Annotated in this window: 18 protein-coding genes; 9 read left to right on the forward strand and 9 right to left on the reverse strand. The window is 67.6% G+C overall.

What is annotated here, in order from left to right; genetic code table 11:
* Nucleotides 1–98: 98 nt before the first annotated feature.
* On the reverse strand, nucleotides 99–4,253 hold the full coding sequence (locus AMYHA_RS25200) for a LamG domain-containing protein (protein WP_034275143.1): 4,155 nt from the start codon (nucleotides 4,251–4,253) through the stop codon (nucleotides 99–101).
* Nucleotides 4,254–4,751: 498 nt separating this feature from the next.
* On the opposite strand from AMYHA_RS25200, the gene AMYHA_RS25205 reads away from it, so the two are divergent.
* A complete protein-coding gene (locus AMYHA_RS25205; RefSeq protein ID WP_084037496.1) occupies nucleotides 4,752–5,558 on the forward strand; it encodes a lytic transglycosylase domain-containing protein in 807 nt (268 codons plus the stop codon).
* A 7-nt stretch (nucleotides 5,559–5,565) separates the two neighbouring features.
* Here AMYHA_RS25205 and AMYHA_RS26110 read toward each other — a convergent pair whose 3' ends face one another.
* Nucleotides 5,566–6,270 (reverse strand): hypothetical protein, encoded by a 705-nt coding sequence (locus tag AMYHA_RS26110; RefSeq protein WP_051400288.1) that lies wholly within the window; start codon nucleotides 6,268–6,270, stop codon nucleotides 5,566–5,568.
* Nucleotides 6,271–6,485: 215 nt separating this feature from the next.
* Here AMYHA_RS26110 and AMYHA_RS25215 point away from each other — a divergent pair, with 215 nt between their 5' ends.
* The 3 genes from AMYHA_RS25215 (at nucleotide 6,486) to AMYHA_RS25225 (ending at nucleotide 9,393) form a co-directional block, all read left to right on the forward strand.
* Nucleotides 6,486–8,279 (forward strand): acetyl/propionyl/methylcrotonyl-CoA carboxylase subunit alpha, encoded by a 1,794-nt coding sequence (locus AMYHA_RS25215; RefSeq protein ID WP_034275146.1) that lies wholly within the window; start codon nucleotides 6,486–6,488, stop codon nucleotides 8,277–8,279.
* Between the two features lie 103 nt (nucleotides 8,280–8,382).
* A complete protein-coding gene (locus AMYHA_RS25220; RefSeq protein ID WP_034278812.1) occupies nucleotides 8,383–8,820 on the forward strand; it encodes a DUF1707 SHOCT-like domain-containing protein in 438 nt (145 codons plus the stop codon).
* Nucleotides 8,821–9,393 carry a GNAT family N-acetyltransferase gene (locus tag AMYHA_RS25225; protein ID WP_034275149.1) on the forward strand — a complete coding sequence of 191 codons (573 nt, stop codon included), beginning with the start codon at nucleotides 8,821–8,823 and terminating at the stop codon, nucleotides 9,391–9,393.
* Between the two features lie 18 nt (nucleotides 9,394–9,411).
* On the opposite strand, the gene AMYHA_RS25230 is transcribed toward AMYHA_RS25225, so the two are convergent.
* Both AMYHA_RS25230 and AMYHA_RS25235 read right to left on the reverse strand, forming a co-directional pair.
* On the reverse strand, nucleotides 9,412–11,139 hold the full coding sequence (locus tag AMYHA_RS25230; RefSeq protein WP_034275151.1) for a glycerol-3-phosphate dehydrogenase/oxidase: 1,728 nt from the start codon (nucleotides 11,137–11,139) through the stop codon (nucleotides 9,412–9,414).
* A 155-nt stretch (nucleotides 11,140–11,294) separates the two neighbouring features.
* Complete coding sequence (locus tag AMYHA_RS25235) at nucleotides 11,295–12,698, reverse strand: NAD(P)H-quinone dehydrogenase (protein ID WP_034275154.1); 1,404 nt, start codon at nucleotides 12,696–12,698, stop codon at nucleotides 11,295–11,297.
* Between the two features lie 50 nt (nucleotides 12,699–12,748).
* Between AMYHA_RS25235 and AMYHA_RS25240 the strand changes: the two genes are divergently transcribed.
* Both AMYHA_RS25240 and AMYHA_RS25245 read left to right on the forward strand, forming a co-directional pair.
* Nucleotides 12,749–13,201, forward strand: a complete 453-nt coding sequence (locus AMYHA_RS25240) for a gamma-glutamylcyclotransferase (protein ID WP_034275156.1) — start codon at nucleotides 12,749–12,751, stop codon at nucleotides 13,199–13,201.
* 258 nt (nucleotides 13,202–13,459) lie between these two features.
* Nucleotides 13,460–14,368: an endonuclease domain-containing protein gene (locus AMYHA_RS25245; protein ID WP_084037498.1), complete on the forward strand. Its 909-nt coding sequence runs from the start codon at nucleotides 13,460–13,462 to the stop codon at nucleotides 14,366–14,368.
* Nucleotides 14,369–14,505: 137 nt separating this feature from the next.
* On the opposite strand, the gene AMYHA_RS25250 is transcribed toward AMYHA_RS25245, so the two are convergent.
* The 5 genes from AMYHA_RS25250 to AMYHA_RS25270 all read right to left on the reverse strand — a co-directional run bounded on the left by AMYHA_RS25250 (nucleotide 14,506) and on the right by AMYHA_RS25270 (nucleotide 21,677).
* Complete coding sequence (locus tag AMYHA_RS25250) at nucleotides 14,506–15,885, reverse strand: amidohydrolase (protein ID WP_231104894.1); 1,380 nt, start codon at nucleotides 15,883–15,885, stop codon at nucleotides 14,506–14,508.
* A 252-nt stretch (nucleotides 15,886–16,137) separates the two neighbouring features.
* The gene (locus AMYHA_RS25255; RefSeq protein ID WP_157362413.1) at nucleotides 16,138–16,524 is read right to left on the reverse strand and encodes a hypothetical protein; all 387 of its coding nucleotides are present in this window, start codon (nucleotides 16,522–16,524) and stop codon (nucleotides 16,138–16,140) included.
* 37 nt (nucleotides 16,525–16,561) lie between these two features.
* Nucleotides 16,562–17,548 carry a methylmalonyl Co-A mutase-associated GTPase MeaB gene (gene meaB / locus AMYHA_RS25260; protein WP_034275160.1) on the reverse strand — a complete coding sequence of 329 codons (987 nt, stop codon included), beginning with the start codon at nucleotides 17,546–17,548 and terminating at the stop codon, nucleotides 16,562–16,564.
* Nucleotides 17,548–19,788, reverse strand: coding sequence for a methylmalonyl-CoA mutase (gene scpA, locus AMYHA_RS25265; protein ID WP_084037500.1), 2,241 nt, complete (start codon nucleotides 19,786–19,788; stop codon nucleotides 17,548–17,550). The genes meaB and scpA overlap by 1 nt, the downstream gene beginning before the upstream one ends.
* On the reverse strand, nucleotides 19,785–21,677 hold the full coding sequence (locus AMYHA_RS25270; protein WP_034275162.1) for a methylmalonyl-CoA mutase family protein: 1,893 nt from the start codon (nucleotides 21,675–21,677) through the stop codon (nucleotides 19,785–19,787). Before AMYHA_RS25270 ends, scpA begins: the two co-directional genes overlap by 4 nt.
* A 118-nt stretch (nucleotides 21,678–21,795) precedes the next feature.
* Here AMYHA_RS25270 and AMYHA_RS25275 point away from each other — a divergent pair, with 118 nt between their 5' ends.
* From AMYHA_RS25275 to AMYHA_RS25285, 3 genes are all read left to right on the forward strand, one after another.
* On the forward strand, nucleotides 21,796–23,556 hold the full coding sequence (locus AMYHA_RS25275) for a serine/threonine-protein kinase (protein WP_034275164.1): 1,761 nt from the start codon (nucleotides 21,796–21,798) through the stop codon (nucleotides 23,554–23,556).
* A 361-nt stretch (nucleotides 23,557–23,917) separates the two neighbouring features.
* On the forward strand, nucleotides 23,918–25,582 hold the full coding sequence (locus AMYHA_RS25280; protein ID WP_034275166.1) for a substrate-binding domain-containing protein: 1,665 nt from the start codon (nucleotides 23,918–23,920) through the stop codon (nucleotides 25,580–25,582).
* Between the two features lie 43 nt (nucleotides 25,583–25,625).
* The gene (locus AMYHA_RS25285; RefSeq protein ID WP_034275169.1) at nucleotides 25,626–26,414 is read left to right on the forward strand and encodes a purine-nucleoside phosphorylase; all 789 of its coding nucleotides are present in this window, start codon (nucleotides 25,626–25,628) and stop codon (nucleotides 26,412–26,414) included.
* The last annotated feature ends 28 nt before the right edge of the window (nucleotides 26,415–26,442 follow it).

Genomic DNA, 26,442 nt, shown 5'->3' on the forward strand with positions numbered 1-26,442 from the left:
AGCCGATCGGAGCACCACAACGAGGCGCGTAGCACCGCTTCTGGACATCACGACATCGCCTTTCGTCACGAGAATCAGCAGGGATTCAGCAGCTAGTGCTACGCGGACCCGGTGCTAGCGACGTCGAGAATCCGATCGTCATGCACCGTTGACTTCCACACCTGCGGGTCATCAACCACGCCACCGAGTCCTGCGCCACGGGTTCCGTCGGTCTGACCGACACACCCGGCAAGGAATCGCCCATCGATGTGCCACGGAGATGGCGGGCCCTCGGCAGTTCCTTCAAGTTCTCCGTCGACGTACAGCCGCACCTCGCCATGTTCGAGGTCGAAGACGCCCGTGAGATGTGTCCACTCCCCGACCGCTGGTGTCGACGTCGACGTAGCGCTGGCCGACTCCGCTGGCTCCGCGTCAGTCAGCGGCATGTCGAAGCTCCATCGGTCGAGGCCTGAGTCATACCGCAGCACAAAACCTTGCTGATGAACGGCGGCCTGCGACATCACAACCTGAGAGCCGGACTTCTCATCCAGGTTGACCCAGGCCATAACGGTGAACGACTCGTCAGTTCGCACCAGCGGACCTGTCGTTTCCGAACAGGCGCCCGCCGTCGAGGGCAACTGCAAGGCCGCGTCGGCATCGGCATAGCGGTCCACCCAAGAGTAGGTCGCGGGCTCTGACAAATGGTTGTCGCTCACGGTGTCGTCGAACAATTCCGGGTCACCATCACCCCAGTAGTCCGGCCCCTGCAACGGCCACCGGGCTAGGTGTTTCACACCGGGGTTGGACACCAGCCGGGCGACCTGGGCACCGGTCAGCGCACCGCGATAGACGGCGATCTTGGACAGCTTGCCTGGGAAATGATTCCACCGCCCACCATCGCTGGTCCTGCCCTCGCAGCCGACAAGAAGCGGGCCCGCCGCGGGGTCCTCCCACAGCGGGTAGGCGAAAGACTGGGTGCCCGAAAGCTCGCCGTTCACGTAGATCCGGCCGACCTGATCTGTCGCGTCGATCACGGCGGCGAGATGAGTCCATTCATTCTTGACCGCCGGGATGTCGGCCTGTGTGGCGAGCAGAACGTGTTCTCCGTTGCCCTTGTCGGCCATGACGAACATCAACCAGGTGTCCAGCGATTCCGAATACCGCAGGACTAATCCGGGCTGATCACCGCCGGCCTGCGCGACCACGACCGCATTACCGGAGCCGCTGTTGAGCTTCGCCCACCCGGCGACTGAGAAAGAGCGACCGGTTCGCACAATAGAACTCGAACTCTCCAAACAGGACCCGGCTTGGCCATCCAGCTCGATGGCTTTGTTGAGGCGGCCGTACTCATCGTCGGTCCATCCAGTCGAATCTGGCACCGTCAACGCGCGGTTGAACGTCGAGGTGTCGTCGCCACTACCGTCCAACGACCAGTAACCGGTAGTCCCAGCAGGAAGTTCGGTAGCCGCCCTGGTGATCTCCTCCGGTTTCAGCAACCCCTGCCACACACCGACGTGGTCGATTGCACCGTCGAAACGGTTCCACCGCAGGTCATCACTCGTCCGGCCTTCACAGCCAACCACCAGCGGTCCGTTGGCGTCCCACATAGCCCATGGCAGCTCCCCTTCGGCAGCGAGCGAACCGTCGACGTAGATGCGGAATAGGCTGGCCGGCATATCGAACGTCGCCGTAAGATGGGCCCACTCACCAGCGGTGACGTCGCTCGACGTTCTCACCACTGCCCAATATGAGCTGTCGTTGTCGGATTCGGATACATAAGCCACCCAGCGGTTCGTTCCCTGATCGTGCCGCAGCACGAACGATCCCCGGTTCGTTCCGGTCTGGGACAACACAACGCCGTTGTTCTCAACCGAATCAGGCCGGACCCATGCCGCGACAGAGAACGATGCGGAAGTGTTCACCAGACCGGAATCCGTCTCAAGGCACGACCTCGACTGGCTATCAACCTCTACGGCACTGTTGCCCATACCGTTACGGTCGGCGACCCAGGTTGCCGCATCGGGCACAGCGAGATTCTGCCCCTCGCCGGAATCGTCAATGCCATCGCCGTCCAGCCGGAACGCGCCGTTAGCCGTCGCTGGGTACTCGCCACCAACGCGGATCGTGTGATGTTTCTGGCCATCCGGCTCAACACCGCCATTACCGGCCGCATCGATAGCACGCACATAGATGATGTGCCGCCCCTTGGGAAGGTCCGACCACGTAATCGTCGCTGAATTGCCCGTGGCGGCAACGCTGTGATCGAGCCGTTCGTCGGTGTACCCGTACTTGAACTTCTTGATGCCGTTCTTGTCCGTGGCCGACACGTTGAGCGTCAGCGTGTCACCGACATTCAGTGGCTCGCTTCCCACTTCTTCGATCACTAGATTGCGCGGCGGAGTGGCATCGATACGGAAGTGACACCAGCTGGTGAAAGAACTCGACAAATCGCCGTCGTAGCTCTTCATGCGCCAGCGATAGGCGCCATCGGACAGCGTTCTACCGGGCGTCCACTCCACCCGGTCACCGCTCGTTGCGAAGCCTGATACGTGCTTCTGGAGAAACGTCCAGCCCGAATCAGAATCGTAATGCTGGAGTCTGAAGTCGCCCTTCACTGAGCCCTCCGCATCGTAGACTCGACCGGACAGTTCCACCTTGCGCGAAGTGATCCAGGGCCGGGAGTCATGCGGCTTGCAGTGCTTCCCGTCGTTCTTCAGCCACTTCGGGGTCCCTGGCTTCGTATTGTACCGAAGCGTCAATTTCGCCTTACTGGCGTCGTATCGTTTCCAGTGCGCCACTCTCGACTCATCGAGAGCACGCATTCCGAAGAACGACGAGTACCTTTTACGATCCTTTGCCCACTTAACGATGTTCCACGCACGGAAGATCGCTTGCGCTGGACCACCGCTGCACGCCGCGCCATGATTGGCGTTCTCCAGGGTTCGCCCCGACTCCTTATACCACGACGGCTGGTTGTTCCAGGTGTGCGAGGATTTCGGGATACTCGTGCGCTCCACCCTTGCCTTCGACAGTGGGCTAGAGTCATGGCAGACCCACGCATGTTTCTGAAGGATTTTGAACTTCGCGGCCTTCAGCACCCGATCATCGTTGCGGGTCACGAACGCGGTGTTCATGCGGAAGAACGAACGCATCCGATACGAAGGCGTGTGGCAGGTGAAGTTGTACGATTCATCGCACACCCGGCCGACACCCGCGCCACCGAAATCCGCCTTGTTGTACAGATGACTGGTCTTCCAATACGACCGGTTCGGATACTTCTCCGACACAGTCGCCCACTCACCGTTGCGCTTGTATCCGGTCCACACCGGATCGATCACCACCGGGTACTCGGTGTCCTCACCTCGGAGGACATCCTGATCAGGCACCAGCGTCAACCCATCGGCGCTTACCTCAGCCGCCATCTCCGCTTCTTTCGCGCCACCCGCACTCGGCGCGCCAGGGCGGCCAGAATCGTCGGTCGTAGCCATCCGCGCATTGCGCTTCGGGGAGTCCCACATGCGCGGAACCGGGCTGGTCAACCACGGCTCATCACCGGCAAGAACATCGACACCACCACCGGCGTTTTCCCGCATCGCCACGCCGTCGGTAGTCACGCCAAAACGGACCCGTTCCAGCGCCTGGCTTCGCGCGGCATCGCGGTTCTTTACGACAAGGTTGTGCGAGAACCCCATCGCGTGCGCTGTCACCGTCAAATCCACACCGGGTAGTACTTCGGCGTAGGTAGCGGTGTCTCCGTCGATACTCGGCTCGGGAAGCCGGCCAGGCCATGACAAGCCAAAACGCTTGCCATCCCGCTCGACCCGAGCGAAATCGCCGGTGCCGCCACCGGAAACCTGGACCGGCACAACAGTGTTGCCCGGCTCGATGGCACCGTCGTCCCGAACTCGCAACGCCGTATCGATCGGTGCCCAGTCACCCTGCTCGTCGCGCGCCCGGACTGGTTCCACGTGCGCTGTGAACTCACCGGTCCCGTCCGGCCGCATCACCGCGTCGGAGAACTCCGTCCGACCCTCCGCTACCGCGACTTCGCGGTTACACCGCCGCGCTACGGCCGTCGCAAGCTCGTCGGACTCCGCGCCTTCGTTGAAGTCGAACTCCGCACACGGGTCCGTCGGCTCGTCCACCGCTGCTTCGGCTGCCTTCGCAGTTGGCAGCGCTGGCATCACGACTAATGCCAACGTCAACACCAGCAGCATCACCAGAGTTGCGCGGAGCCAGTCCAGATCGAGAACCGACCTGCGGACAGTCGCCACGATGCTCCTCCCCCTTTAGCACCAAGCACCCCGGTACCCGACCGCAAGCAGTCACGATCAGCAACATACCGAGTGCGTTACGTAGTTCCTTTAGACGCGGCGGTAGAAGTACGTAGAAAGTACGAATCCCCCAGATCTGCCTTGAGTGACTAAGGCGGACAACAACGTAAAAAACTCAACTCGACTGAGTCAAGTCTTCAGACAACGACCTCTGTGCAGCACGCACCGGTTTGGAGCGCACCTCGAACCGAGGTCATTTCGAATCGAATGGTCACGTTGATCAGCGCTAACAGCCCCGCATCCATTCGCTGTATGTCCGAGACGCAGCCGTCGTCGACCAACAAAACCAAAGCCTTTCGTCGTACGTCGAACGGCTGTCCCGACTGCTCGCTACGGCCTACGCTCAAGTGGGTGGGCAAGACTGGCACAACACTCATCACCGCGCTTGCGGTTGGCCTCGCACTCGCAGGATGCGACCCGGCTTCGCCCACACCAACCATGACCGCGACACCACCGACGGCCGTTCCGACGGGCGAACGCGGCGCGACAACCGAGAACCCGACGGGCGTCGCACCTCCCGCTCAGCTCCCGGACACCACCACACCCCGCGCGCTGGCCACGCTTCTCACCCGCGCCGAGCGCGCCCTCGCGAACAAGGCGACGCCGGACAAACACCGCACCGGGTGGGCGCGCATCCAGCAACAGGCCTACCGCGAGCTCGCCGACCGCCCCCGCTGGCGCTCCGCCGCCCGCGACCACGTCCCCCGCCGGTTCCGCGCCGCGTACGACCTCACGCTGCGCGCCGCCACCGCACTCGGACAGCTCAACTCGCCACGCGCGGGACCGCCGGACGACTGGCGCATCCGCCGTCCGCTCCCGGTCGCCAAACTGCGCGGCCACTACCGCGCGGCGCAGAAACAGTTCGGCGTGCCGTGGCAGATCCTGGCGGCGATCAACTTCGTGGAGACCCGGTTCGGCCGCATCCATGGCGACAGCCACGCCGGGGCACAAGGCCCGATGCAGTTCATGCCGAAGACGTGGGACGCCTACGGCAAGGGCGACGTCACCAACCCGCGTGATGCGATCCTCGCGGCGGCTCGGTACCTCTCCGCCAGCGGCGCGCCCGCGGATATGCGCGGCGCGCTCTACGCCTACAACCACAGCGACCACTACGTCGACGCCATCCTCGCCTACGCCGATGCGATGCGGCGTTACCCGCACTACCTCGACGTCTACCACCGGTGGCAGGTCTACTTCCGCACCCCAAAGGGCGACGTCCTACTCAAGGAGGGCTACGGCTCCTGAGCCGCACTCACCCACACGGACGCAGTGCGTCATCGTCCAGATTCACGTCCGGCCAGTCGGGGAGCCGGGACAGCGCGCGGTAGCTGCGGGTGCAACCGCGTGAGGTGCCGTCGAGCTCGAAGACCCGCAGCGCGACGGACGCACCGGCGCAGTCATCGGCGTTGCCTGTGCAGTCCGGATACGTCGCCAGCACGATCTCCGGCGAATCGCGCCCGGCGGGAACCAGATCGAGGTATCCGGCATTCGACACATAGGGGCGCTCGACGGCTTCCCATTTGTCATCCCGCGCGACAAAAACTTCTCCCACGACAGCGTCGTCCCGATCGCCTCGCACCAAACACGCACTGGTGTCACCTTCCGTACACACCAGCGACCGTTGCGTCAGTGTCACCCCGAGGTCCGCGAGGGCCGTTTCGAGCACGATGTCCGATCCGGGGGCCAACACCCGAACCGTGCCGTGCTCGCCACCGTCACCAGCGAGCAGTTCCACCGTCGCGTCGCCGACCGGCAGGCTGGTCAACACCCCACACGGCGCATCCCCGCAGGTCAGCTGGCCAGAACCGGCCGCTGCGGCAGGGGGCCCGACGTGTCCGGCCGCACTCGCGGTGTCCCGCTGGATCCGCAGCACCACCGCCGACGCGAGCGCGAGCATGGTGACGACGAGCGCGACGACGGCCGTGACGACGACCGGCCGCGATGCCCGCACGGCCACGACATCCTCCTGCGCTCGCTGTATCGTTCGACCACAGACTGTAGTCTTGACAGCTCGGATACGCCGCAGACACGGCCGACGACAACGAATACGTCCAGCCAAACGTGAGACGGCTCTCCTCACACAGCCGCGCGGAATCCGTAAACTGCCCCAAGGCCATGTTTACCCGCAACGACGCCGGTAGGCCGTGGCGGCCCGTCGAGAAGGAGGTAGGTGTGCCCGAGACAGCATCGGCGACCGGTTCCGAATCCCTGACCAAGATCCTGATCGCGAACCGGGGCGAGATCGCCGTCCGCGTCATTCGCGCCGCGAAGGACGCTGGAATCACCACTGTCGCGGTCTACGCCGACCCCGACCGGGACGCCCCCTTCGTCCGGCTCGCCGACGAGGCATTCGCCCTCGGCGGGGAGACGGCAGCTGAGTCGTACCTGGTCTTCGACAAACTGCTCGACGTCGCCAAGCGCTCCGGCGCCGACGCCATCCACCCCGGCTACGGCTTCCTGTCCGAGAACGCCGACTTCGCCCAGGCCGTCATCGACGCGGGGCTGAACTGGATCGGGCCGTCGCCGCAGGCCATCCGCGACCTCGGTGACAAGGTCACCGCCCGCCACATCGCCGAGCGCGCGCAGGCGCCGCTGGTGCCCGGCACCAAGGACCCGGCCAAGTCCGCCGATGAGATCGTCGAGTTCGCCAAGCAGCACGGCGTGCCGGTCGCGATCAAGGCGGCGTTCGGTGGTGGCGGACGAGGGATGAAGGTCGCACGCACCATCGAAGAGATCCCCGAATTCTTCGAGTCGGCGACCCGCGAAGCGGTCGCGGCATTCGGACGCGGCGAGTGCTTCGTCGAGCGCTACCTCGACCGGCCACGCCACGTCGAGGCGCAGGTACTCGCCGACAAGCACGGCAACGTCATCGTCGTCGGCACCCGCGACTGCTCGCTGCAGCGCAGGCACCAGAAGCTGGTCGAGGAGGCGCCCGCGCCGTTCCTCACCGACGACCAGCGCAACCGCATCCACGAGTCGGCCAAGGCCATCTGCAAGGCAGCTGGCTACTCGGGTGCCGGCACCGTCGAGTACCTGGTCGGCCAGGACGGCACGATCTCCTTCCTCGAGGTCAACACCCGGCTGCAGGTCGAGCACCCGGTCTCCGAGGAGACCACCGGCATCGACCTGGTCCGCGAGCAGTTCCGCATCGCTGCGGGGGAGAAGCTTCGGTTCACCGCCGATCCCGAGCCGCGTGGCCACTCGATCGAGTTCCGCATCAACGGCGAGGACGCGGGCCGCAACTTCCTGCCCGCGCCCGGTACGGTCACCCGATTCGTCGCGCCGAGCGGGCCCGGCGTGCGGGTGGACGCCGGTGTCGAAGACGGCAGCGTCATCGGCGGACAGTTTGACTCGATGCTCGCCAAGCTGATCGTCACCGGCTCCGACCGGCAGAACGCGCTGGAGCGCAGCCGCCGCGCGCTGGACGAGATGGTCGCCGATGGCCTGGCGACAGTGCTGCCGTTCCACCGCGTGATCGTGCGCGACCCGGCGTTCACCGCCGAAGACGGCTTCACGGTGCACACCCGCTGGATCGAAACCGAGTGGGAGAACACCATCGAGCCGTTCACCGGCGGCGAGCCCGCCGACGAGGAACAGGCCGAGCGCCAGACCGTTGTCGTCGAGGTCGGCGGCAGGCGACTTGAGGTGTCGCTGCCGGGTGACCTGGCGCTCGGTGGCGGCAACGGCAACCCCGGCGCCGCGAAGGCCAAGCCACGCAAGCGAGCTGGCGGCAAGAAGGCCGCCGTGTCCGGGGACGCGGTGACCGCGCCGATGCAGGGCACCATCGTGAAGCTGCCGATCGAGGACGGCCAGCAAGTCGAGGAAGGCGAACTGGTCGTCGTCCTCGAAGCAATGAAGATGGAGAACCCCGTCAACGCGCACAAATCCGGCACCATCACCGGACTGTCCTGCGAGATCGGCTCCTCGGTGAGCCAGGGTGCGGTGCTGTTCGAGATCAAGGACTAACGTCCTGACGCGCTGAATGACGCTTTCGCTGCCGTTGGGTGCGGTGAAAGCGTCATTCGCCGCGGGGGCTGGGCTCCTGCGCGGAAAGCCGTACCATCGAGGTGTGACCGTAGAACGTCCCGAATTCCGGATCAGCGACGCCGAGCGCGAGGAAGCGATCGAAGCGCTCGGTGAGCACATGCGGGACGGCAGACTAGACATTGACGAGTACGGCGACCGCACCGCGCGCGTCACCGCGGCAAAGACTCGCGGCGAACTGATCACGCTGTTCAGCGACTTGCCAGAGCCGCGCCCCGAGATGCTGCGGGAACAGCTGCCAGCCCCACCACAACGCGAGCGACCGGAGCGGAGACGGGGTCATGAGCCGCGACGTCAGCACTCAGGGCGGCGCACACTGGGCGCCGTGCCGATCGCGGCGATCGCGATCATCGGCGTGCTGGTACTCAGCAAGGGGGCCGGGATGATGTTTCTGCTTCCCATCGCGGTCCTCGTATTCGCCGTTATCGCCTGCGGCAATCTGTTCGGGCCGGGCAGGGGCTGAGTGGAACCCATCGAGATCAACGCGGGCACGCACTATCTGCGTCAGTTTCGCGCCGATGACCGCATGGACGACCGGCCCGCCCTGTTAGCCGCACTCGCCGACCCTGGCATCCAGCGCGCTTTCCCGGATCGCGACGTGCGCACCTCCGAGCACGCCAGCGACTACATCGACGCCCGCGCGGCTGGCTGGCGCGACGATGACCACTACACCTGGGTCATCGCGGAGTTGACCACCGGCACGCTGCTCGGTGAGATCCGCTTGGAGTTTCGCGAGGGGGCGGCCGCGGGCATAGAGACCGGCGGTGACGCCGACCGAGTCGCGGCGGACGACGGCGAGCCGACCACCGCGCACCTGACGGTGTGGACGCACCCCGACGCGCGACGCGGCGGTGCCGCCAGCACCGCCGTGGGCACCGTGCTCCGGTTCGGCTTCGGCGCACTCGACCTCGTACACGTCGACGCGGCCTGTGCCGAGGACAACGTCGCCGCTGTCGCGCTGGCCAAGCGTTGTGGCTTCACCAGCGACGGCACCGCTGACGCTCCTGGCGTCCTGCGCTGGACGGCGCGCGGCTGACCACACGCAACACCGGCCTCATTCCTCCGCCGAGACGATGCCCGTCCTGGCGTCCGGTGCCGCACGACGCCGCTTGTCGGCTCCTTCGTCGCTCAGCTGCTGTTGCGCCTCACGTTCGGCGGCGACCCGCGCCGTGTAGACGTCGACCTCGCGCGCGATGGTCTCCTCGGACCAGCCGAGCACCCCGCCGACCAGATCCGCCACCTCGCTGGCGCAGTCGACGCCCCGATGCGGATACTCGATCGACACCCGCATCCGCCGCGCGAGGACGTCGTCCAGATGCAGCGCGCCCTCGTGGCTGGCCGCGTACACCGCCTCGACGCGCAGGTAGTCCGGCGCACCCGCGATCGGGCGCAGCAGGTCGGGCCGGTCGTCGGCCAGCGCGAGGACCTCGTGCACCAGCGAGCCGTACCGGTTGAGCAAGTGTCGTAGCCGGTACGGGTGCAGCCCATGCCTGCCAGCCAGGTGGTCGGCCTGGTTGACCAGCGCGTGGTACCCGTCAGCGCCGAGCAACGGCACCTTGTCCGTGATCGACGGCTGTGCCCGGCCGGGCAAATCGATCGCCGCCGCGTCGACGGCGTCGGCCGCCATCACCCGGTACGTGGTGTACTTGCCGCCCGCGATCGCGACCAGTCCCGGCGCGGGCCGCGCGACGGCATGTTCCCGCGACAGCTTCGACGTTTCCTCGCTCTCCCCCGCCAGCAACGGGCGCAGGCCCGCGTAGACGCCTTCGATGTCGTCGGGGGTCAGCGGCGTGGTCAGCACGGAGTTGACCTTGTCGAGCAGATAGTCGATGTCGGCCTTGGTAGCGGCGGGATGGGCGAGGTCGAGATTCCAGTCGGTGTCGGTGGTGCCCACGATCCAATGGGCGCCCCACGGGATGACGAACAACACCGAGTTCGAAGTACGCAGGATCAGCCCCGAGTCCGACACGATCCGGTCGCGCGGCACGACGACGTGGACGCCTTTGCTGGCCCGCACCCGGAACCGGCCCCTGCTACCGGACAACCCCTGCAACTCGTCGGTCCACACCCCGGTGCAGTTGATCACCGCGCCAGCCGAGACGTCGACCTCGCGGCCGTCCTCCACATCGCGCACCCGCACCCCGGACACCCGATCCGCCTCGTGCCGGAAGCCCACCACCTGCGTCGACGTGCGGACCACCGCGCCGTAGTGCGCCGCGGTGCGGGCGAGCATCATCGTGTGCCGCGCATCGTCGGCCTGCGCGTCGTAGTACCGGATGCCGCCGATCAGGGCGTCGCGCTTGAGCGCGGGCACCATCCGCAACGCTCCGGCTTTGGTCAGGTGTTTCTGGCCAGGCACCGAACGCGCACCGCCCATCCGGTCGTACAGAAACAGCCCGGCAGCGGTGTACGGACGTTCCCAGATCCGGCGGCTGAGCGGGTACAGGAAGCTGACCGGCTTCACCAGGTGTGGCGCGAGCCTGGTCAGCATCAACTCCCGTTCGGCGAGGGCTTCGCGCACCAGCGAGAACTCCAGCTGCTCCAGGTAGCGCAGCCCGCCGTGGAACAGCTTGCTCGACCGGCTCGACGTGCCCGCGGCGAGATCGCGCGCTTCCACCAGTGCCACGCGCAGTCCGCGCGTCGCCGCGTCGAGCGCGGTCCCCGCGCCCACGACTCCGCCACCGATCACGACGAGATCGAAGTTGACCGTATCGAGGCGCTGCCACGCCTGCTCTCGATCGGCCACACCAAGACGGCCGATCGTCGGACTTTCACCGGGCACCAGACCCTCCTCTCACCGTGGGATCCAGCCACTGCTGCCACGGTATCGGCTACCCGGAGGCGCAGCCGCTGATCACCAGCCTGCCATGCGGTGGGTCGATCGGCTCGCGGTGCACGTAGCTCGTCATCGGAAGCCGCTACGTGAACGGCCTTGGATTAATCGAGGTCGTCGTGGCGCATCAGCTGGCGCCCGGCCTCGGTGATCGAGCCGGACAGCGACGGATACACCGAGAACGTCAGCGCAAGGTGGTCCACGGTGAGCTGGTGCTGCACCGCGAGTGCAATGGACAGGATCAGCTCGCTCGCGGTCGGCGCGACCACGACACCACCGATAACCACGCCGGTGGCCGGTCGGCAGAACAGCTTCACGAAGCCGTGCCGCACGCCCTCCATCTTCGCCCTGGCGTTGGTCGACAGCGGCAGCATGATGGTGCGCGCGGGCACCTCACCAGCGTCGATCGCGGATTGGTTGATACCGACCGTGGCGATCTCCGGATGGGTGAACACGTTCGCGGCGACGGTCTTCAGCTTGATCGGGCTGACGCCCTCGCCGAGCGCGTGCCACATCGCGGTGCGGCCCTGCATGCTCGCTACCGACGCGAGCGGCAGCACACCGGTGCAGTCTCCCGCCGCGTAGATGCCGGACACCTTGGTGCGAGACACCCGGTCGACCGGGATGTGGCCGCTCTCGGTGGTCTCCACGCCCACGGTGTCGAGGCCGATGTCCTTGGTGTTCGGCACCGAACCGACGGTCATCAGCGCGTGGCTTGCCTCGATCGTGCGCCCGTCGGTCAGGTGAACAACGACACCGTTGTCAGTACGGTCGACGCGGTCCGCGCGGGCGTGCTTGGCGAGCGTCGCGCCGTGGTGGCTGAAGACCTCTTCCAGCACGGCGGCGGCGTCGGCATCCTCGTGCGGCAAGATGCGGTCGCGGCTGGAGACCACGGTGACCTTCACCCCGAGCTCGGTGTAGGCGGAGGCGAACTCGGCGCCGGTGACACCCGAACCGATGACGACCAGGTGTTCCGGCAGCTCAGGCAGGTCGTAGAGCTGACGCCAGTCGAGGATGCGCTCGCCGTCCGGCACCGCGCCGGGCAGCACCCTCGGCGTCCCGCCGGTCGCGACCAGCGCGACGTCCGCGATCAGCACCTCCTCGGTGCCGTCCTCCTTGGTGACGGCGACCTGGTGCACCGCGAGGCCGGGCTCGGGGTCGCAGAACCGCGCTGTGCCGGGGATCACCTGGACGCCTTCGCGCTGCACCCGCGCGCGGATGTCGGCCGACTGCGCGAGGGCGAGACCCTTCACCCTGCCGTGTACGGTGCGGTTCTCAACCCGCACCTTGTCGTCGTCGATGCCGACACCCAGCTCGGCCATGCCATGCAGGCTCGCCCGCGCGCCAGACGAAGCGATGAATGTCTTCGAGGGCACACAGTCGTAGAGCACACAGGCCCCGCCGAGGCCGTCCCGTTCAACGACGGTGACATCTGCTCCGTGCTGAGCCGCGACCAAAGCCGCCTCGTAGCCGGCTGGGCCACCACCCAAGATCACGATCCTCGTCACCCGTCGCCTCCTCACTGTGTTACCGCGCGGACAACGTTACTATCTCGGACGTGCCCATCTATGCTGCCTACGGCTCCAACATGGACCCCGACCAGATGGCCGAGCGCGCGCCGCACTCGCCGATGGCGGGGACCGGCTGGCTCGAAGGCTGGCGACTAACCTTCGGCGGAGAAGACATCGGCTGGGAAGGCGCGCTGGCCACCATCGTCGAGGATTCCGACTCGCGGGTGTTCGTCGTGCTCTACGACGTCAACGCCGCCGATGAGAAGGGTCTCGACCGCTGGGAAGGCGACGAGCTGTTCCTGCACAACAAGATCAGACTGCGGGTGCAGACGCTGGAAGGTCCTGTCCTGGCGTGGCTGTATGTGCTGGACGCCTATGAGGGCGGGTTGCCCTCGGCGCGGTATCTCGGTGTGCTGGCGGATGCCGCCGAGGCCGCCGGTGCGCCTGCCGACTACGTCAACGACCTCCGCACCCGTCCCTGCATCGGGATCGGCCCCTGACGCCACGTCCGTTCGCAGGGTGCCGATGGCACCACCAGCGGGTGTCTTGTGTCCTGCATTCCCGACGCTGTGTCATGCGCTCGCGCCGTCGTGTCCGACGTTCCCGACGCCATGTCTGGCAGTCCTGACGTTGTATTTGGCATTCCCGGCGCCGTATTCGGCACTCGCGATCCCCGCCGAGTTATCCACAGCTTCAGATCGTCCACAGCTTTGCTGGCGTGGTTCCCTCGGTCACCTCGTAGAGCCACAGTTTTGAGAATGGACGTCTTACCCGAGGGCCTGCATGGTGCCTACACCCGCGTCGGACTCGCTCAAGAGATCGGACCGAAAGCCATGCGCACGGCTGTCCGCTGCGGACGCTTGAAGGTGTACTCCCGCGACGTGCTGGTCGATCCGCGACGAGCGACCGAGTTCCGTTGCCGTGCTGCTGCTGCGCTGCTCATGGCAGGGCCAACCGCCGCGTTGAGCAGTCACAGCGCGCTGATCATCAGGGGCATAAGCGCTGCGGAGCTCGCCCCGATTCATGTCTTACTGCCGTATCCTCGTACGCTGCGCCGGCGCAAGGACGTTGCCGTCCATTACAGCCACCTGATCGACTTCGACACCGAGCATGTCGTCCGGTTGCGCACGGTCACGATCCCGCACGCGCTCGTCGAAGTACTGTGCTGCGGTTCGCGCCGCACGGCGATCGCCTGTGCGGACCAGGTGCTAGCGAGCGTTCCGCGTGACCAGCGCGATGAGCTACGCGCAACCCTGAGCGAACGAATCCGTTCACGTCGCGACCGTCGGGGCACGCTGCGAGCGACTGAGCTGCTCGACCTAGCACGCGGCGACTCGGAGTCGCCTGCCGAAAGCTGGACGTTGCTCGACCTCGTGGACGGCGGGCTGCCGATCCCCGAACAGCAGGTCAGCATCACGGACATCGACGGCAACGAACTCTACCGGCTCGACTTCGCCTGGCCGGAGTTCCGCGTCGCAGTCGAATACGACGGTTATGCGGCACACGTCCAGCGCGCTGACCGCGATGCCGTGCGGGAAGCCGACCTCCGGCGTCGGGGCTGGATCGTCATCCACGCCACCGCCGATGATCTCCGCGATCCGTCTCGGTTGATCACCGCGGTGACCGAGGCGATGCGGTCACGCGGCTACGTCGTCGCCGCGGCCTGAACGGGGAGCACAGCGTCCCCACTGCCAAACACGGCGTCCGGAGTGCACGACACGACGTTCTGAGTGTCGGACACGACGTCCTGAATGACGGACACACGTGCACGAGCGTCGGACACGACGTGCCCCACGTCCCGCGCTCAGCTCAACGCGGCCAGGGCGATGTGGACCATCAGCCGGACACCGACCGGGAGGGCGCGTTCGTCCAGCTCGAAGGTGCCCTGGTGCAGGTCGCGCTGCGGACCCTCGCCGGGCCAGACGCCCAGCCGGGCGAACGCACCGTCGACGTGCTCCAGGTACCAGCCGAAGTCCTCCCCACCGGAGGACTGCTCCGTGCTGGCGTTGGCATCCTGCCCCAGTGCCGCCGATACCGCATCGCGCAGGAAACCGGTGCTTTCCGCGTCGCAGACGACGGGCGGCACGCCGCGCCGGTAGTTCAGCGAGTACCCGACGCCTGTCGGCGCGAGCAGCGACTCGATCGACGCCCCGACCAGCGGTTCCAATTCGCGCCAGACGTCGATGTCCGCCGTGCGAAGCGTGCCGAGCAGGGTACCGTCTTCCGGCACCGCGTTCGCCGCCTCGCCCGCGTGCACCGCGCCCCAGACCAGCACCGTGCCCGAGCGGGGGTCGACCCGGCGCGAGATCAGTGCGGGCAGCCCGGTGATGACGCTGCCGAGCGCGTGCACCAGGTCGGCGGTCAAGTGCGGCCGCGAGGTGTGCCCGCCTGGCGAGGTCAGGCTCAGCTCGACCAGGTCGGCGGCCGAGGTGATCGCACCGATCCGGGTGCCGACCTTGCCGACGGGCAGCCGCGGGTCGCAGTGCAGGCCGAAGATCCGCTCGACGCCCTCGAGCGCGTCCGCCGCGATGGAGTCCAGTGCGCCGCCGGGCATGACCTCCTCCGCTGGCTGGAACAGCAGCCGCACTCGCCCGGGCAGCGAGGGCGCTGCGACCAGCGCGGATGCCGTGGCCAGCAGGATCGAGGTGTGCGCGTCGTGGCCGCAGGCATGCGCCACACCATCGACCGCCGAGGCGAACGGCAACCCGGTGGCCTCGGTGATCGGCAGCGCGTCCATGTCCGCGCGCAGCGCGACGCATCGCTCGCCCTCGCCGACGTCGCACACGACGCCGGTGCCGTGCGGCAGCACCCACGGCTTCAGCCCGAGCGAGCGCAACGTGCGCACCACCAGTTCGGTCGTGCCGTATTCACGTCGGGCCAGCTCAGGGTTGGCGTGGATGTGCCTGCGCCATGCCACCACGTCGGCGGAGTTCGTCGCGAGCCAGTGGTCCAGCCACTCGGGCCCGCGTCCAGCGCCGATGTCAGCCACGGACGACATGGTGACCCCGTCCGGGGTGATCAGCCCGTCGAGTTCGGCGTCCGAGATCGTGTGCAGCGCGGCACCGTCGCCGGTCACCGAGGACGTGGCCGGCAACAGCGGACCACGGTCGGCGAGGCTGCCGGTGATGCTGTCCGGTACCGCGTGCGCCGCCATACCGGGGCGCGTGTGCGGAGACGTCGTCATGCGCCACCCCCGACTCGCTCAGGGACAGCCTGTATCGCGAGAGGAAAAGAACTCATAGCCATTTGTGATCATTCTTGCACTCCACTCCCCATTCAGAGTAGCGGAGTGGGTCGTCAAGAGACGGCCGGTCGACTTCCATCGACAAGCGGTTACCCACAGTTCGGTTTCGCTGAACTCATCGAGCGACCGAACGGTACCCCCAGCGGTGCCAGCGCAGCGGCGACACGTCAACCATGCCCGCTCCGCGACGCGCTACGACCCAGGGTTCCGCCGCTTCGAGCGCACCCTGCGGCCCCACAGCACGATCAGCAACAGCACGACGGCGACGCCGCCCACGACGAGCTTGTTCTGCCGCAGCTCGTCGTTGGCCTGCTTCTTACGCTCGTTGATGTTGGGTCCATCGCCCTGCGCGGTGCGCGACGGCGACGCGGTGGGCTGTTTCCGCTGCTGCGTGGTTTCCTTGGCCTGCTGCGCCTTGTCGGGCTTCGCGGCCTTGGTGTCCGTCGTCGTCGCGACGGCGGCGACCGGCTGTCCGACGACCGACACCTGGGTAGGACCAGCGACCCCGAACGCAGGCACCAGCGCGGCGGCGATGCCACCGAACACCAGCGTCAGCGCGACACCACGCAACTTCGTCATCGCCTCACTCACCATCCCAGCACGCAAGATGACCAGGCTACTCGCCGAAGGCGTCCAGTATGCGCTGCGCCGCGAGTGTCGGGGTGATCTCACCCCCGCGAACCAACTCCTCGACCTCGCCGACTACGGCGCGTACACCGGAGTGCCGTTCCAGCCGGAGCAGCAGCTGCTCCCGCACCATGGCCCACATCCAGTCGACCTGCTGTCGGCTGCGCTTGGCGGCCAGTTCGCCAGAGGCTGCCATGGCATCACGGTGCTTGCCGATCTGCTGCCACACCGTGTCCAACCCGGCGCCGGACATCCCGCTGCAGGTCAGCACGGGTGGCGTCCAGCTCGCGTCCGGCCCGTACAGCAGCCGCAACGCACCGGACAGCTCCCGTGCCGCCTTGCGCGCTTCCCGCTCGTGCTCACCGTCGGCCTTGTTCACCGCGATGACGTCGGCGAGTTCCAGCACGCCCTTCTTGATGCCCTGCAGCTGGTCACCGGTTCGGGCGAGCGTCAGGAACAAGAAGCAGTCGACCATGTTGGCCACGGTGACCTCGGACTGCCCGACCCCGACCGTCTCCACCAGCACGACGTCGTAGCCCGCGGCTTCCATCAGCACGATGGTCTCGCGGGTGGCACGCGCGACACCGCCCAGCGTTCCCGATGTGGGTGATGGTCGGATGAACGCGTTGGGGTCGGTGGCCAGCTTCGCCATGCGCGTCTTGTCACCGAGGATGCTGCCACCCGACCGGGTGGACGACGGGTCGACGGCCAACACCGCAACCCGATGCCCCTGCGAGGTCAGCGTGGTGCCCAGCGACTCGATGAATGTCGACTTGCCGACGCCTGGCACCCCGGTGATGCCCACCCGCGCGGCGCCACCTGACTGGGGCAGCAACTCGACCAGCAACCGCTGCGCCTGCTCCCTGTGGTCGGCACGCGCCGACTCGACCAGGGTGATCGCCCGCGACAGCGCTCCCCGCTCCCCCGCGAGCACTCCTTTGGCGTAGGCGGCGATGTCGATGGTGCGTCGCGCCATCAGGACCCGTCGGGGCGGTGGGTCGGAGACACACCGCGGGAGTGGTCGGGGGAGGCACCGTCGTCGGAGTGGCCCGAATGCACCGCGTTGAGCTGGTCGAGCAGGCCGATCGCGGCCTCGGCGATGACGGTGCCCGGCGGGAAGATCGCGGCGGCACCGGCCTCGCGCAGCGCGTCGAAGTCCTGCGGCGGGATGACCCCGCCGACGACGACCATGATGTCGGAGCGGTCGAGCTCGGCCAGCTCGGCGCGCAGCGCGGGCACCAGCGTCAGGTGGCCCGCCGCGAGCGAGGACACCCCGATGACGTGCACGTCCGCCTCGACGGCCTGCCGCGCGACCTCGGCAGGGGTCGAAAACAGCGGGCCGACATCGACGTCGAACCCGATGTCCGCGAACGCCGTCGCGATCACCTTCTGGCCACGGTCGTGGCCGTCCTGGCCCATCTTGGCGACCAGGATGCGCGGGCGTCGGCCCTCTTCCTCGGCGAACTCGTCGACCTTCTCGCGCGCGGTCTCGACGGCGGGCGATTGGCCAACCTCATTGCGGTACACACCGGAAATGGTACGAATCTGGCCAGCGTGGCGGCCCCACACCTGCTCCAGCGCGTCCGAGATCTCGCCGACGGTCGCCTTGGCTCTTGCGGCGTCGATGGCCAGCTCGAGCAGGTTCCCGTCACCGTCAGCGCCCGCGGTCAGCGCTCGCAGCGCCGAATCCACCGTGCCCTGGTCGCGCTCCTCACGCAGTCGGGCGAGCTTGTCCAACTGCTCCGCCCGGACATCGGCGTTGTTCACCTGGAGGACGTCGATCTGCTCCTCCTGCTCGACGCGGTAGGTGTTGACGCCGACGACAGGCTGCCGCCCGGAGTCGATGCGCGCCTGCGTACGGGCGGCGGCTTCCTCGATACGCAGCTTCGGGATGCCCGCGTCGATCGCACGGGCCATGCCACCGGCCGATTCGACCTCGCTGATGTGTGCCCATGCCTTGCGGGCCAGGTCGTAGGTCAGCTTCTCCACGAACGCCGAGCCGCCCCACGGGTCGATCACTCGCGTGGTGCCGGACTCCTGCTGCAACAGCAATTGCGTGTTCCGCGCGATGCGAGCGGAGAAGTCGGTCGGCAGCGCCAGCGCCTCGTCGAGCGCGTTGGTGTGCAGCGACTGGGTGTGGCCCTGCGTGGCCGCCATCGCCTCAACGCAGGTGCGCGTCACGTTGTTGTAGACGTCCTGCGCTGTCAGCGACCAACCGGACGTCTGGCAGTGGGTGCGCAGCGACAACGACTTCTCGTTGCGCGGCTCGAACTGTTTGACCAGCTTCGCCCACAGCAGCCGGGCGGCGCGCATCTTGGCGACCTCGGTGAAGAAGTTCATCCCGATCGCCCAGAAGAACGACAGCCTCGGCGCGAACGCGTCGATATCCAGCCCGGCGTCCAGCCCGGCGCGGATGTACTCGACGCCGTCCGCGAGCGTGTAGGCGAGCTCAAGATCAGCGGTCGCCCCTGCCTCCTGCATGTGATAGCCGGAGATCGAGATCGAATTGAACTTCGGCATCCGTCGCGAGGTGTACGCGAAGATGTCGGAGATGATCCGCATCGACGGCTGTGGCGGGTAGATGTAGGTGTTGCGGACCATGAACTCCTTGAGGATGTCGTTCTGAATGGTCCCCGCGAGCTGTTCCGGCTTGACGCCCTGCTCCTCGGCGGCGACCACGTAGAGCGCCATCACCGGCAGCACCGCGCCGTTCATGGTCATCGACACCGACATCTTGTCCAACGGGATGCCGTCGAACAGCTGCCGCATGTCGTAGATGGAGTCGATCGCGACACCCGCCATGCCGACGTCGCCGGACACCCGCGGGTGGTCGGAGTCGTAGCCGCGGTGGGTCGCGAGGTCGAACGCGACCGACAAGCCCTTCTGGCCCGCGGCGAGGTTGCGACGGTAGAAAGCGTTGGACGCCGCGGCGGTGGAGAAGCCCGCGTACTGCCGGATGGTCCACGGCTGGTTGACGTACATCGTCGGGTACGGGCCGCGCAGGAACGGCGCGATGCCGGGGTACGTGTCGAGGAAGTCCAGCTCAGACAGGTCGTCGGCGTCGTAGAGCGGCTTGACGCCGATGCCCTCCGGCGTCTCCCACTCCAGTGCGTCGGTGCTCTTGCCGGTGTTCGCCTGCAGGGATGCAACCCACTCCGCCTTGTCAGCGGCGCGCGGCGTGCCGAGATCGACACCGGTGAAGTCGGGGATGCTCATGAGTGTTCAACTCCCAGCGTGTCCAGCGTCGTTGCCAGTACGTCGAGCACGTCGCAGCCGGAGTGGACGAACCCGGTGATGCCGTCGTAGGCGTCGGTAGGTTTGCCAGCGAGTAGCACGGCCTTCGCGCCCGCCTTGCGCAGCGCGGCGGCGACCTCGTCGGCCTGCTCCGCGTAGGCCATGTCGGTGCCGCACAGGCAGGCGACCGTGGTGTGACTGCCGACGAACGCGGCGAGCACGTCGGCGACGGTGTCGGTGGCGCCGGGGTTGACCGGCTCGATCCCGCCGGCGGCGAACAGGTTGCTCGCGAACGTCGCCCGCGCGGTGTGCGCGGCGACAGGACCGAGCGTGGCGAGGAAGACCTTCGGCCGCTTGCCGTGCTTGGCGACATGCGCGTCGGCCCGGTCGCGCAGCCGTTCGTAAGCCTGCGGGTAGCGCACGCGCGGCAGCCCGCCGGTGCGGTCCTCAGGCGGCAGCGGCGCACGCTCGAGCGGCTCCTCGTCGAACTGCGGGAACTCGCTGATGCCAGTGAGCGGGTCCTTGCGGGTGGCGAGACTGGCCTCGCGGGCGCGCCAAGTCGCTTCCAGCCGCGCGGCGATGCCACCGGATGCCAGCTCGGCGTCGATGCCGCCAGCTGCCTCGATGGCCTGGAACTCACGCCACGCGGTGCGCGCCAGGTCGTCGGTCAACGTCTCGACGTACCAGGACCCGCCAGCCGGGTCGATCACGCCGGCGATCTTCGATTCCGACTCCAGGATCGAGCTGGTGTTACGGGCGATACGGCGGGCGAAGGCGTCGGACTGCCCGATCGCGGCGTCGAACGGCTGCACCGTGATGGCGTCCGCGCCACCGGCCGCCGCGCCGAAACAGGCGAGCGTGCCGCGCAGCATGTTCACCCACGGATCACGGGTGCTGAGCATGGCCGAGGACGTCACAGCGTGCTGGCGTTGCGCCGCGCGGGCCGCGTCGGCGTCGCTGACCCCGGACGCCTCACACACCCGTGCCCACAGCCGTCGCGCGGCGCGCAGCTTGGCGATGGTGAGGAACTGCTCGGCGGTGGCGGCGTAGCGGAACTCGATCTGCGCCGCCGCGTCGGCGACGCTGAGGCCCTGCGCGGTCAGCGCCCGCAGGTAGGCGACTCCCGCCGCGATCGAGGCGGCGAGCTCCTGGGCGTCGGAGCCGCCCGCGTCGTGATACGGCAGCGCGTCGACGACGATGGTGCGCAGCTTCGGGTGGCTGGCGCTGATCCGCGCGGCCAGTTCGGCGGCCGGTTCGACGTCCTGGCGCTGGCCGGTCCGCGCATGCAGCCCGATCGGGTCGGCGCCGAGCGTGCCGATGGCCTCGCTCGGCGCGATGGACTTGGCGGCGAAGACGTCGAGCAGCTGCTCGGCAGCCGCCGCGTACTCCGCGCCCGCGTCGAGGACAACCGGCGCGAGATCGGCGTAGACCCCGCCGAGGACGTCGGACAGCGCGTCGACCGGCAGCCCGTTCCCGCCGAGACGCAGCCAGACCGAGTTCGCGCCGTTCTCCAGGTCGGTGACCACGGCATCGGCGGTGGCGGCGACGTCGGGACCGGCGTGGCGCACTCTCGTGTCCCAGCCGCTGGCGACCGCGCCTTCCGGCCGGTTGCCCCGCACGAACGGGGCGAGACCGGGCAGCCCGGCGGACGGCAGTTCGGCGGCATCGTCAGCGGTATAGAGCGGCCGCAGCTCGATCCCGTCGTAGGTAGTACTCGCGAGCAGGCGTTCTGGCGCTGGCAATTCGTCGTCGGCTCCGAGCGCGCCGGTCTTGCGGAGCACACCGGCGACGCGGTCCCGCCACTGGCTCAGGGTCGCGTCGTCGAAGTCCGCGGCGAGCGTGAGCCGCTCTGGCTGGGACAGCTCTGTCATACCTAGCCATGCTAAGGGTTGTGGCGCGGTCGATCATGTGAAGTTGGTCGCCGCCGTCCGTGGTACTTACTCGCCATGCCGGAATGCCTCTCGGCACGTCGTCGGTGAGAATGACTCCGTGGCAGCCGGAAGTAACCAACCAGGTGACGAGGCCGAAAGCCAACCCGACGACCAGGCCAGTGATCAGGGCCGTCTCGTCGCTGGCCGGTACCGGCTCAGCACCGAGCTTGGCGCCGGTTCGATGGGCACCGTGTGGGCAGGCTACGACGAGTTCCTGCATCGGCCCGTCGCGGTGAAAGGCATCAAGCTGCCGCCGGGCTTCCCCGCCGCGCAGGCCGAGGAGCAGCGGGAACGAGCGCTCCGGGAGGCCCGCGCCATCGCGTCGCTTTCCCACCCGAACGTGATCACCCTCTACGACGTCGTGCGCGAGGAGGGCGAGCCGTTCGTGGTGATGGAACTGCTCACCGCGCGCAGCCTGGCTGGGCTGATCGCGGACAACGGCCCGCTCAGCCTGGCGCAAGCCGCCGAAGTGGGCGATGCGGTTGCCGCCGCGCTGGAGGCCGCGCACGCCGCAGGCATCACGCACCGCGACGTCAAGCCGGGGAACGTGCTGGTCTCCAGAGACGGCCGGATCAAGCTGACCGATTTCGGCATCGCTCGCAACGTCTCGGACATGACGCTGACGAAGTCCGGGCTGATGCTCGGCTCGCCCGCCTACATGGCACCGGAACTCGCCTCGGGAAAGAAGGTCAGTCCCGCCGCCGACCTGTGGGGGCTGGGCGCGACGCTGTTCACCGCACTGGAGGGCGACCCGCCCTACGACGCCGACGGCGATCCGATCGCCACCGCGACCGCCGTCGTGCACGACGCGGTGCCGCAGCCGTCGCCGGGCCCGCTCGCATCGTTGATCAGCGGTCTGATGTCGAAGGACCCTGCCCAGCGACCTGACCTGGTCACGGTGCGCGACACCCTGTTCGACCTGCGCCCGCAGCCGGGCAGGCCACTGTTCGACCCCGCGCTGTTCGACACCGATGCCGGAGCGGAACCGGAGCACGAACCCGCCGAGGCGGCGCCCAGCGCCGAGGCCGAGAAGGAGTCGACGTCGACCGGCGGCACCGCGCCGCTGGCCGCCGACCCCGGCCCGTTGCCGTTCGCGTCCGCGACACCGCGTCACGACCGGCACCGGTCGGTGCGGCTGGCCCTGTTCGCCGTCCTCACCGTCGTCGCGTTCCTCATCGCCGGTGCGGGCGGGTTCGCGCTGACCCGCACGCTCGCCGGGGTGACCGTGCTGCCCGCGGCCAGCGAGCAGCGGTTCGACGGCTCCGCGGCGATCGGGCCGCTCATCACACAGCGCGGCGACGCCACGGTGCTCAACGGCGACACCGCGGGCCGGTTCCAGATCGACGTCCCGGCTGGCTGGACCAAATTCGTCACCCAGCAGCAGGCTGGCACGTTGCCCGCGAGCACGTTGGTGCAGTTCGTGTCAGCCAACGGTCACCTCATGGTCGGAGTGGAACGCTTCGCGGAGTACTTCCCCGACAACGACGCGGACGACTACCTCAACGGGCTGCGGTCGTTCTGGCCAGCGGACGGCTTCGTACTCGTCGACCGCGCGGAAGGCACCACGCTGGATGGGCCGCTCGACGTCACCTACCGCACGATCGAGACGCAGACCGCGCCAGAGCAGTCGGCGCAGACGGGTCAGCCGAACCCGACGAGCCAGCCGACGACGAAGGTCATCGGTCGCACGACATACGCTCGCCTGAGCCGGATGGACTCGAGCCTCTGGGTGGTGCGGGTAACGGTGCCGACCGAGCAGGAGTCGCGCGGCAGGACCGAGTTGTTCGAGCGGATCGTGCCGACCTTCGACATCGGCTGAACGGCCTAGCCCTGCCCGCCGGAGGACGGAGAAAGCGAACGCCGTTCGATTTGTTATCGGACCGTTATCTCAGTCGCGACAAGGCGACTACTACGGCAAATAGGGCGCTCATCCGCGAAGTTCGCAAAGGTACGTAAGGCACTCAGCGTAATCAGACATCGGGCGGCCAGCCGATCGCGGCCACCCACATGGACTTTCCGTGATCCACATCACATCATTCTCCGCGTAACCTGCCCAACGACCGGATATCGGTCTTTGGTGCCGTCACCCCGATGTCGCAACGTCGCGATGGAGGCTATGGGGCCGTGGGGCTGGGGCGGAACCACGGGCGAAGCAGCACAACAGGCGAGGGATCACGTCAGTGGCGGGAAGACACAGCAAGGCGGCGGCAGACGCACGCGCACCCAAGCGCAAGGGGTTGTTCACGTTCGCAAGTGCGTTCGTCGTGACGACGCTGGTTGCGGTGCTGGCGGTTCGCTGGATCACCCAGGCCGCGGAATCCTGCGGCGAGGAAACCACGTTCACCGTCGACGCCGACCCCAGTATCGCGCCCGCGCTGACCGAGTTCGTCACGGAAGAGCTGCCCACGCTGCAAGGCCCAGCTCGATGCGTCCGGCCCCACATCAGGGCCGTGAAGTCGCATAAGGTCGCTGGCAACGTCCGCGACAAGGCCGAGCGGCCGGACGTCTGGATTCCTGACTCGACGCTCTGGCTGCGGCGCGCCAACGCGAAGACCGCGGCCGTGCCGAGCGACGGCACCTCCATCGCGAGCAGCCCGATCGTGCTCGCCTCGACCGAGAACGCGGCGAGCGATGCGGGCTGGCCGGAACGCAACCCGACGTGGTCGGAGCTGCTGAGCGGCACCGGCATCGCGGGCACGCCCGATCCGTCGCGGGACACCGCCGCTGTACTCGCGCTGATGGGTATCGAGAAGCTCGCCTGGAACGAGACCGAACGCACCAAGGCGATGCAGCTACTGACGAAGAACACCTTCGGCACGAAAGGCGACCCGTATCGCCACCTGCCGGACGGCGGCACCGACCCGATCGTGGCGTCGTTCCCGTCATCGGAACAGGCGGTGTTCCACCACAACGAGAGCACCGATGCGGGGTCGGGCACGACGGGCTCCGTCGTCGCCGCGTACCCCGAAGTGCCGACGGCGTGGCTGGACTACCCGTTCGTGGTGCTGGAGGGCACCGGCGCCAAGCAGCGGGAGGCCGCGTTCGCGCTCCAGCAGGCGCTGGACAAAAAGGCGGCGCGCACCGTGATGTCGCGGCACGGCTTCCGGGGCAGCAACCGCAAGCTGACCGGTCCTGGCGCCGCCGACAAGCGGATCAGCGCCGATGCCGGCAAGCCACTGGACACCCCCGGCGCCAAGGCCGCGACCAAGGTGCTGCAGAAGTGGGCGACGCTGTCCTCCGCGGCGCGGCTGCTCGTCGCACTCGACGTCTCCGGCTCGATGGAGAAGATGGTGCCCGGCACGCCGCTGACCAGGATGCAGGTCGCGGAGAACGTGCTGTCCGAGGCGATGCGGCTGCTGCGGCCGAACACCGAACTGACGCTGTGGGAGTTCTCCACCAACCGCGACGGCGAACTGCCGTACCGCGAGGTGGCGCCGTGGAAGCCGGCGTCGCAGCACATCGCGGACGGCCTACCGGACAAGGTCGATGACCTCACCTCGGGGCCGGAGGGCAACACCGGGCTGTACGACACCACGCTCGCAGCGGTCAAGGAGGTGAAGCGCGGCTGGGACCCGGCGATGCTGAACCTGGTGCTGGTCGTCACCGACGGCAAGAACTACTACGAGAACGGCCTCACCAGGGAGAAACTGCTCGCCAAGCTCGGCAAGGTCGCCGACAGGAGCAAGCCGACACCGGTGATCTTCGTCGGGCTCGGCACCGAGATCGACGGCAGCGAGTTGCAGGACATCGCGAAGGCGACCGGAGGGCAGGTACATGTCAGCGAGGACATCAAGAAGGCGAGAGAGCTCTTCTACACCGTGCTGCAGAACATGAGCAGGGGCTGACCATGCTCGTGCAGATCGTCACCGACCGCTTAGGCTTTTCGACGTGACTGCGGATCTTGCTGCGAACGCCGCCGCTGCCATTGCCGAGCGGACCGGTTTCGGCGCCCATGACATCGCGCTGGTGCTCGGCTCCGGGTGGCGCGGCGCGGCGGACGTGATCGGACAACCCGATGCGGAACTCGACCTCGGCACGCTGCCCGGGTTCGCCAAACCCGCTGCCGAGGGACACGGCGGCACCGCACGTTCGGTCGCTGTCGGCGACAAACGGGCACTCATCCTGCTCGGGCGCAGCCACATCTACGAAGGCCTCGGCGTGGACGCCGTGGTGCACGGAGTGCGCACGGCAGCGGCGGCGGGTGCGAAGGCGGTGCTGCTGACCAACGCCGCCGGTGGGCTGCGGGAAGGCTTCCAGGTGGGCCAGCCTGTGCTGATCAGCGACCACCTGAACCTGACTGCGCGGTCCCCGCTTGTCGGCGCGACGTTCGTGGACCTGACCGACCTGTACTCGCCCCGGTTGCGCCGTATCGCGACCGAGATCGACCCCACGCTTGCGGAGGGTGTCTACGCGGGACTGTACGGGCCGCACTTCGAGACGCCAGCAGAGATCAGGATGCTGCGCACGCTCGGCGCGGACCTGGTGGGGATGTCGACCGTGCTTGAGGCGATCCAGGCCCGTGCGCTCGGCGTCGAGGTATTCGGGCTGTCGCTGGTCACCAACCTGGCTGCGGGACTGTCCGGACAGCCGCTCAACCACGAGGAAGTCCTCGAAGCGGGCCAGGCGGCGGCGACGCGCATGGGTGCCCTGCTGCGGGACCTGATGGCGCGGGCATGAGGACCGCTGGCGGGTCTGAATCATGGGA

It is taken from the genome of Haloechinothrix halophila YIM 93223 (assembly GCF_000504245.1).
GTDB classification, from domain to species: Bacteria; Actinomycetota; Actinomycetes; order Mycobacteriales; family Pseudonocardiaceae; genus Haloechinothrix_A; species Haloechinothrix_A halophila.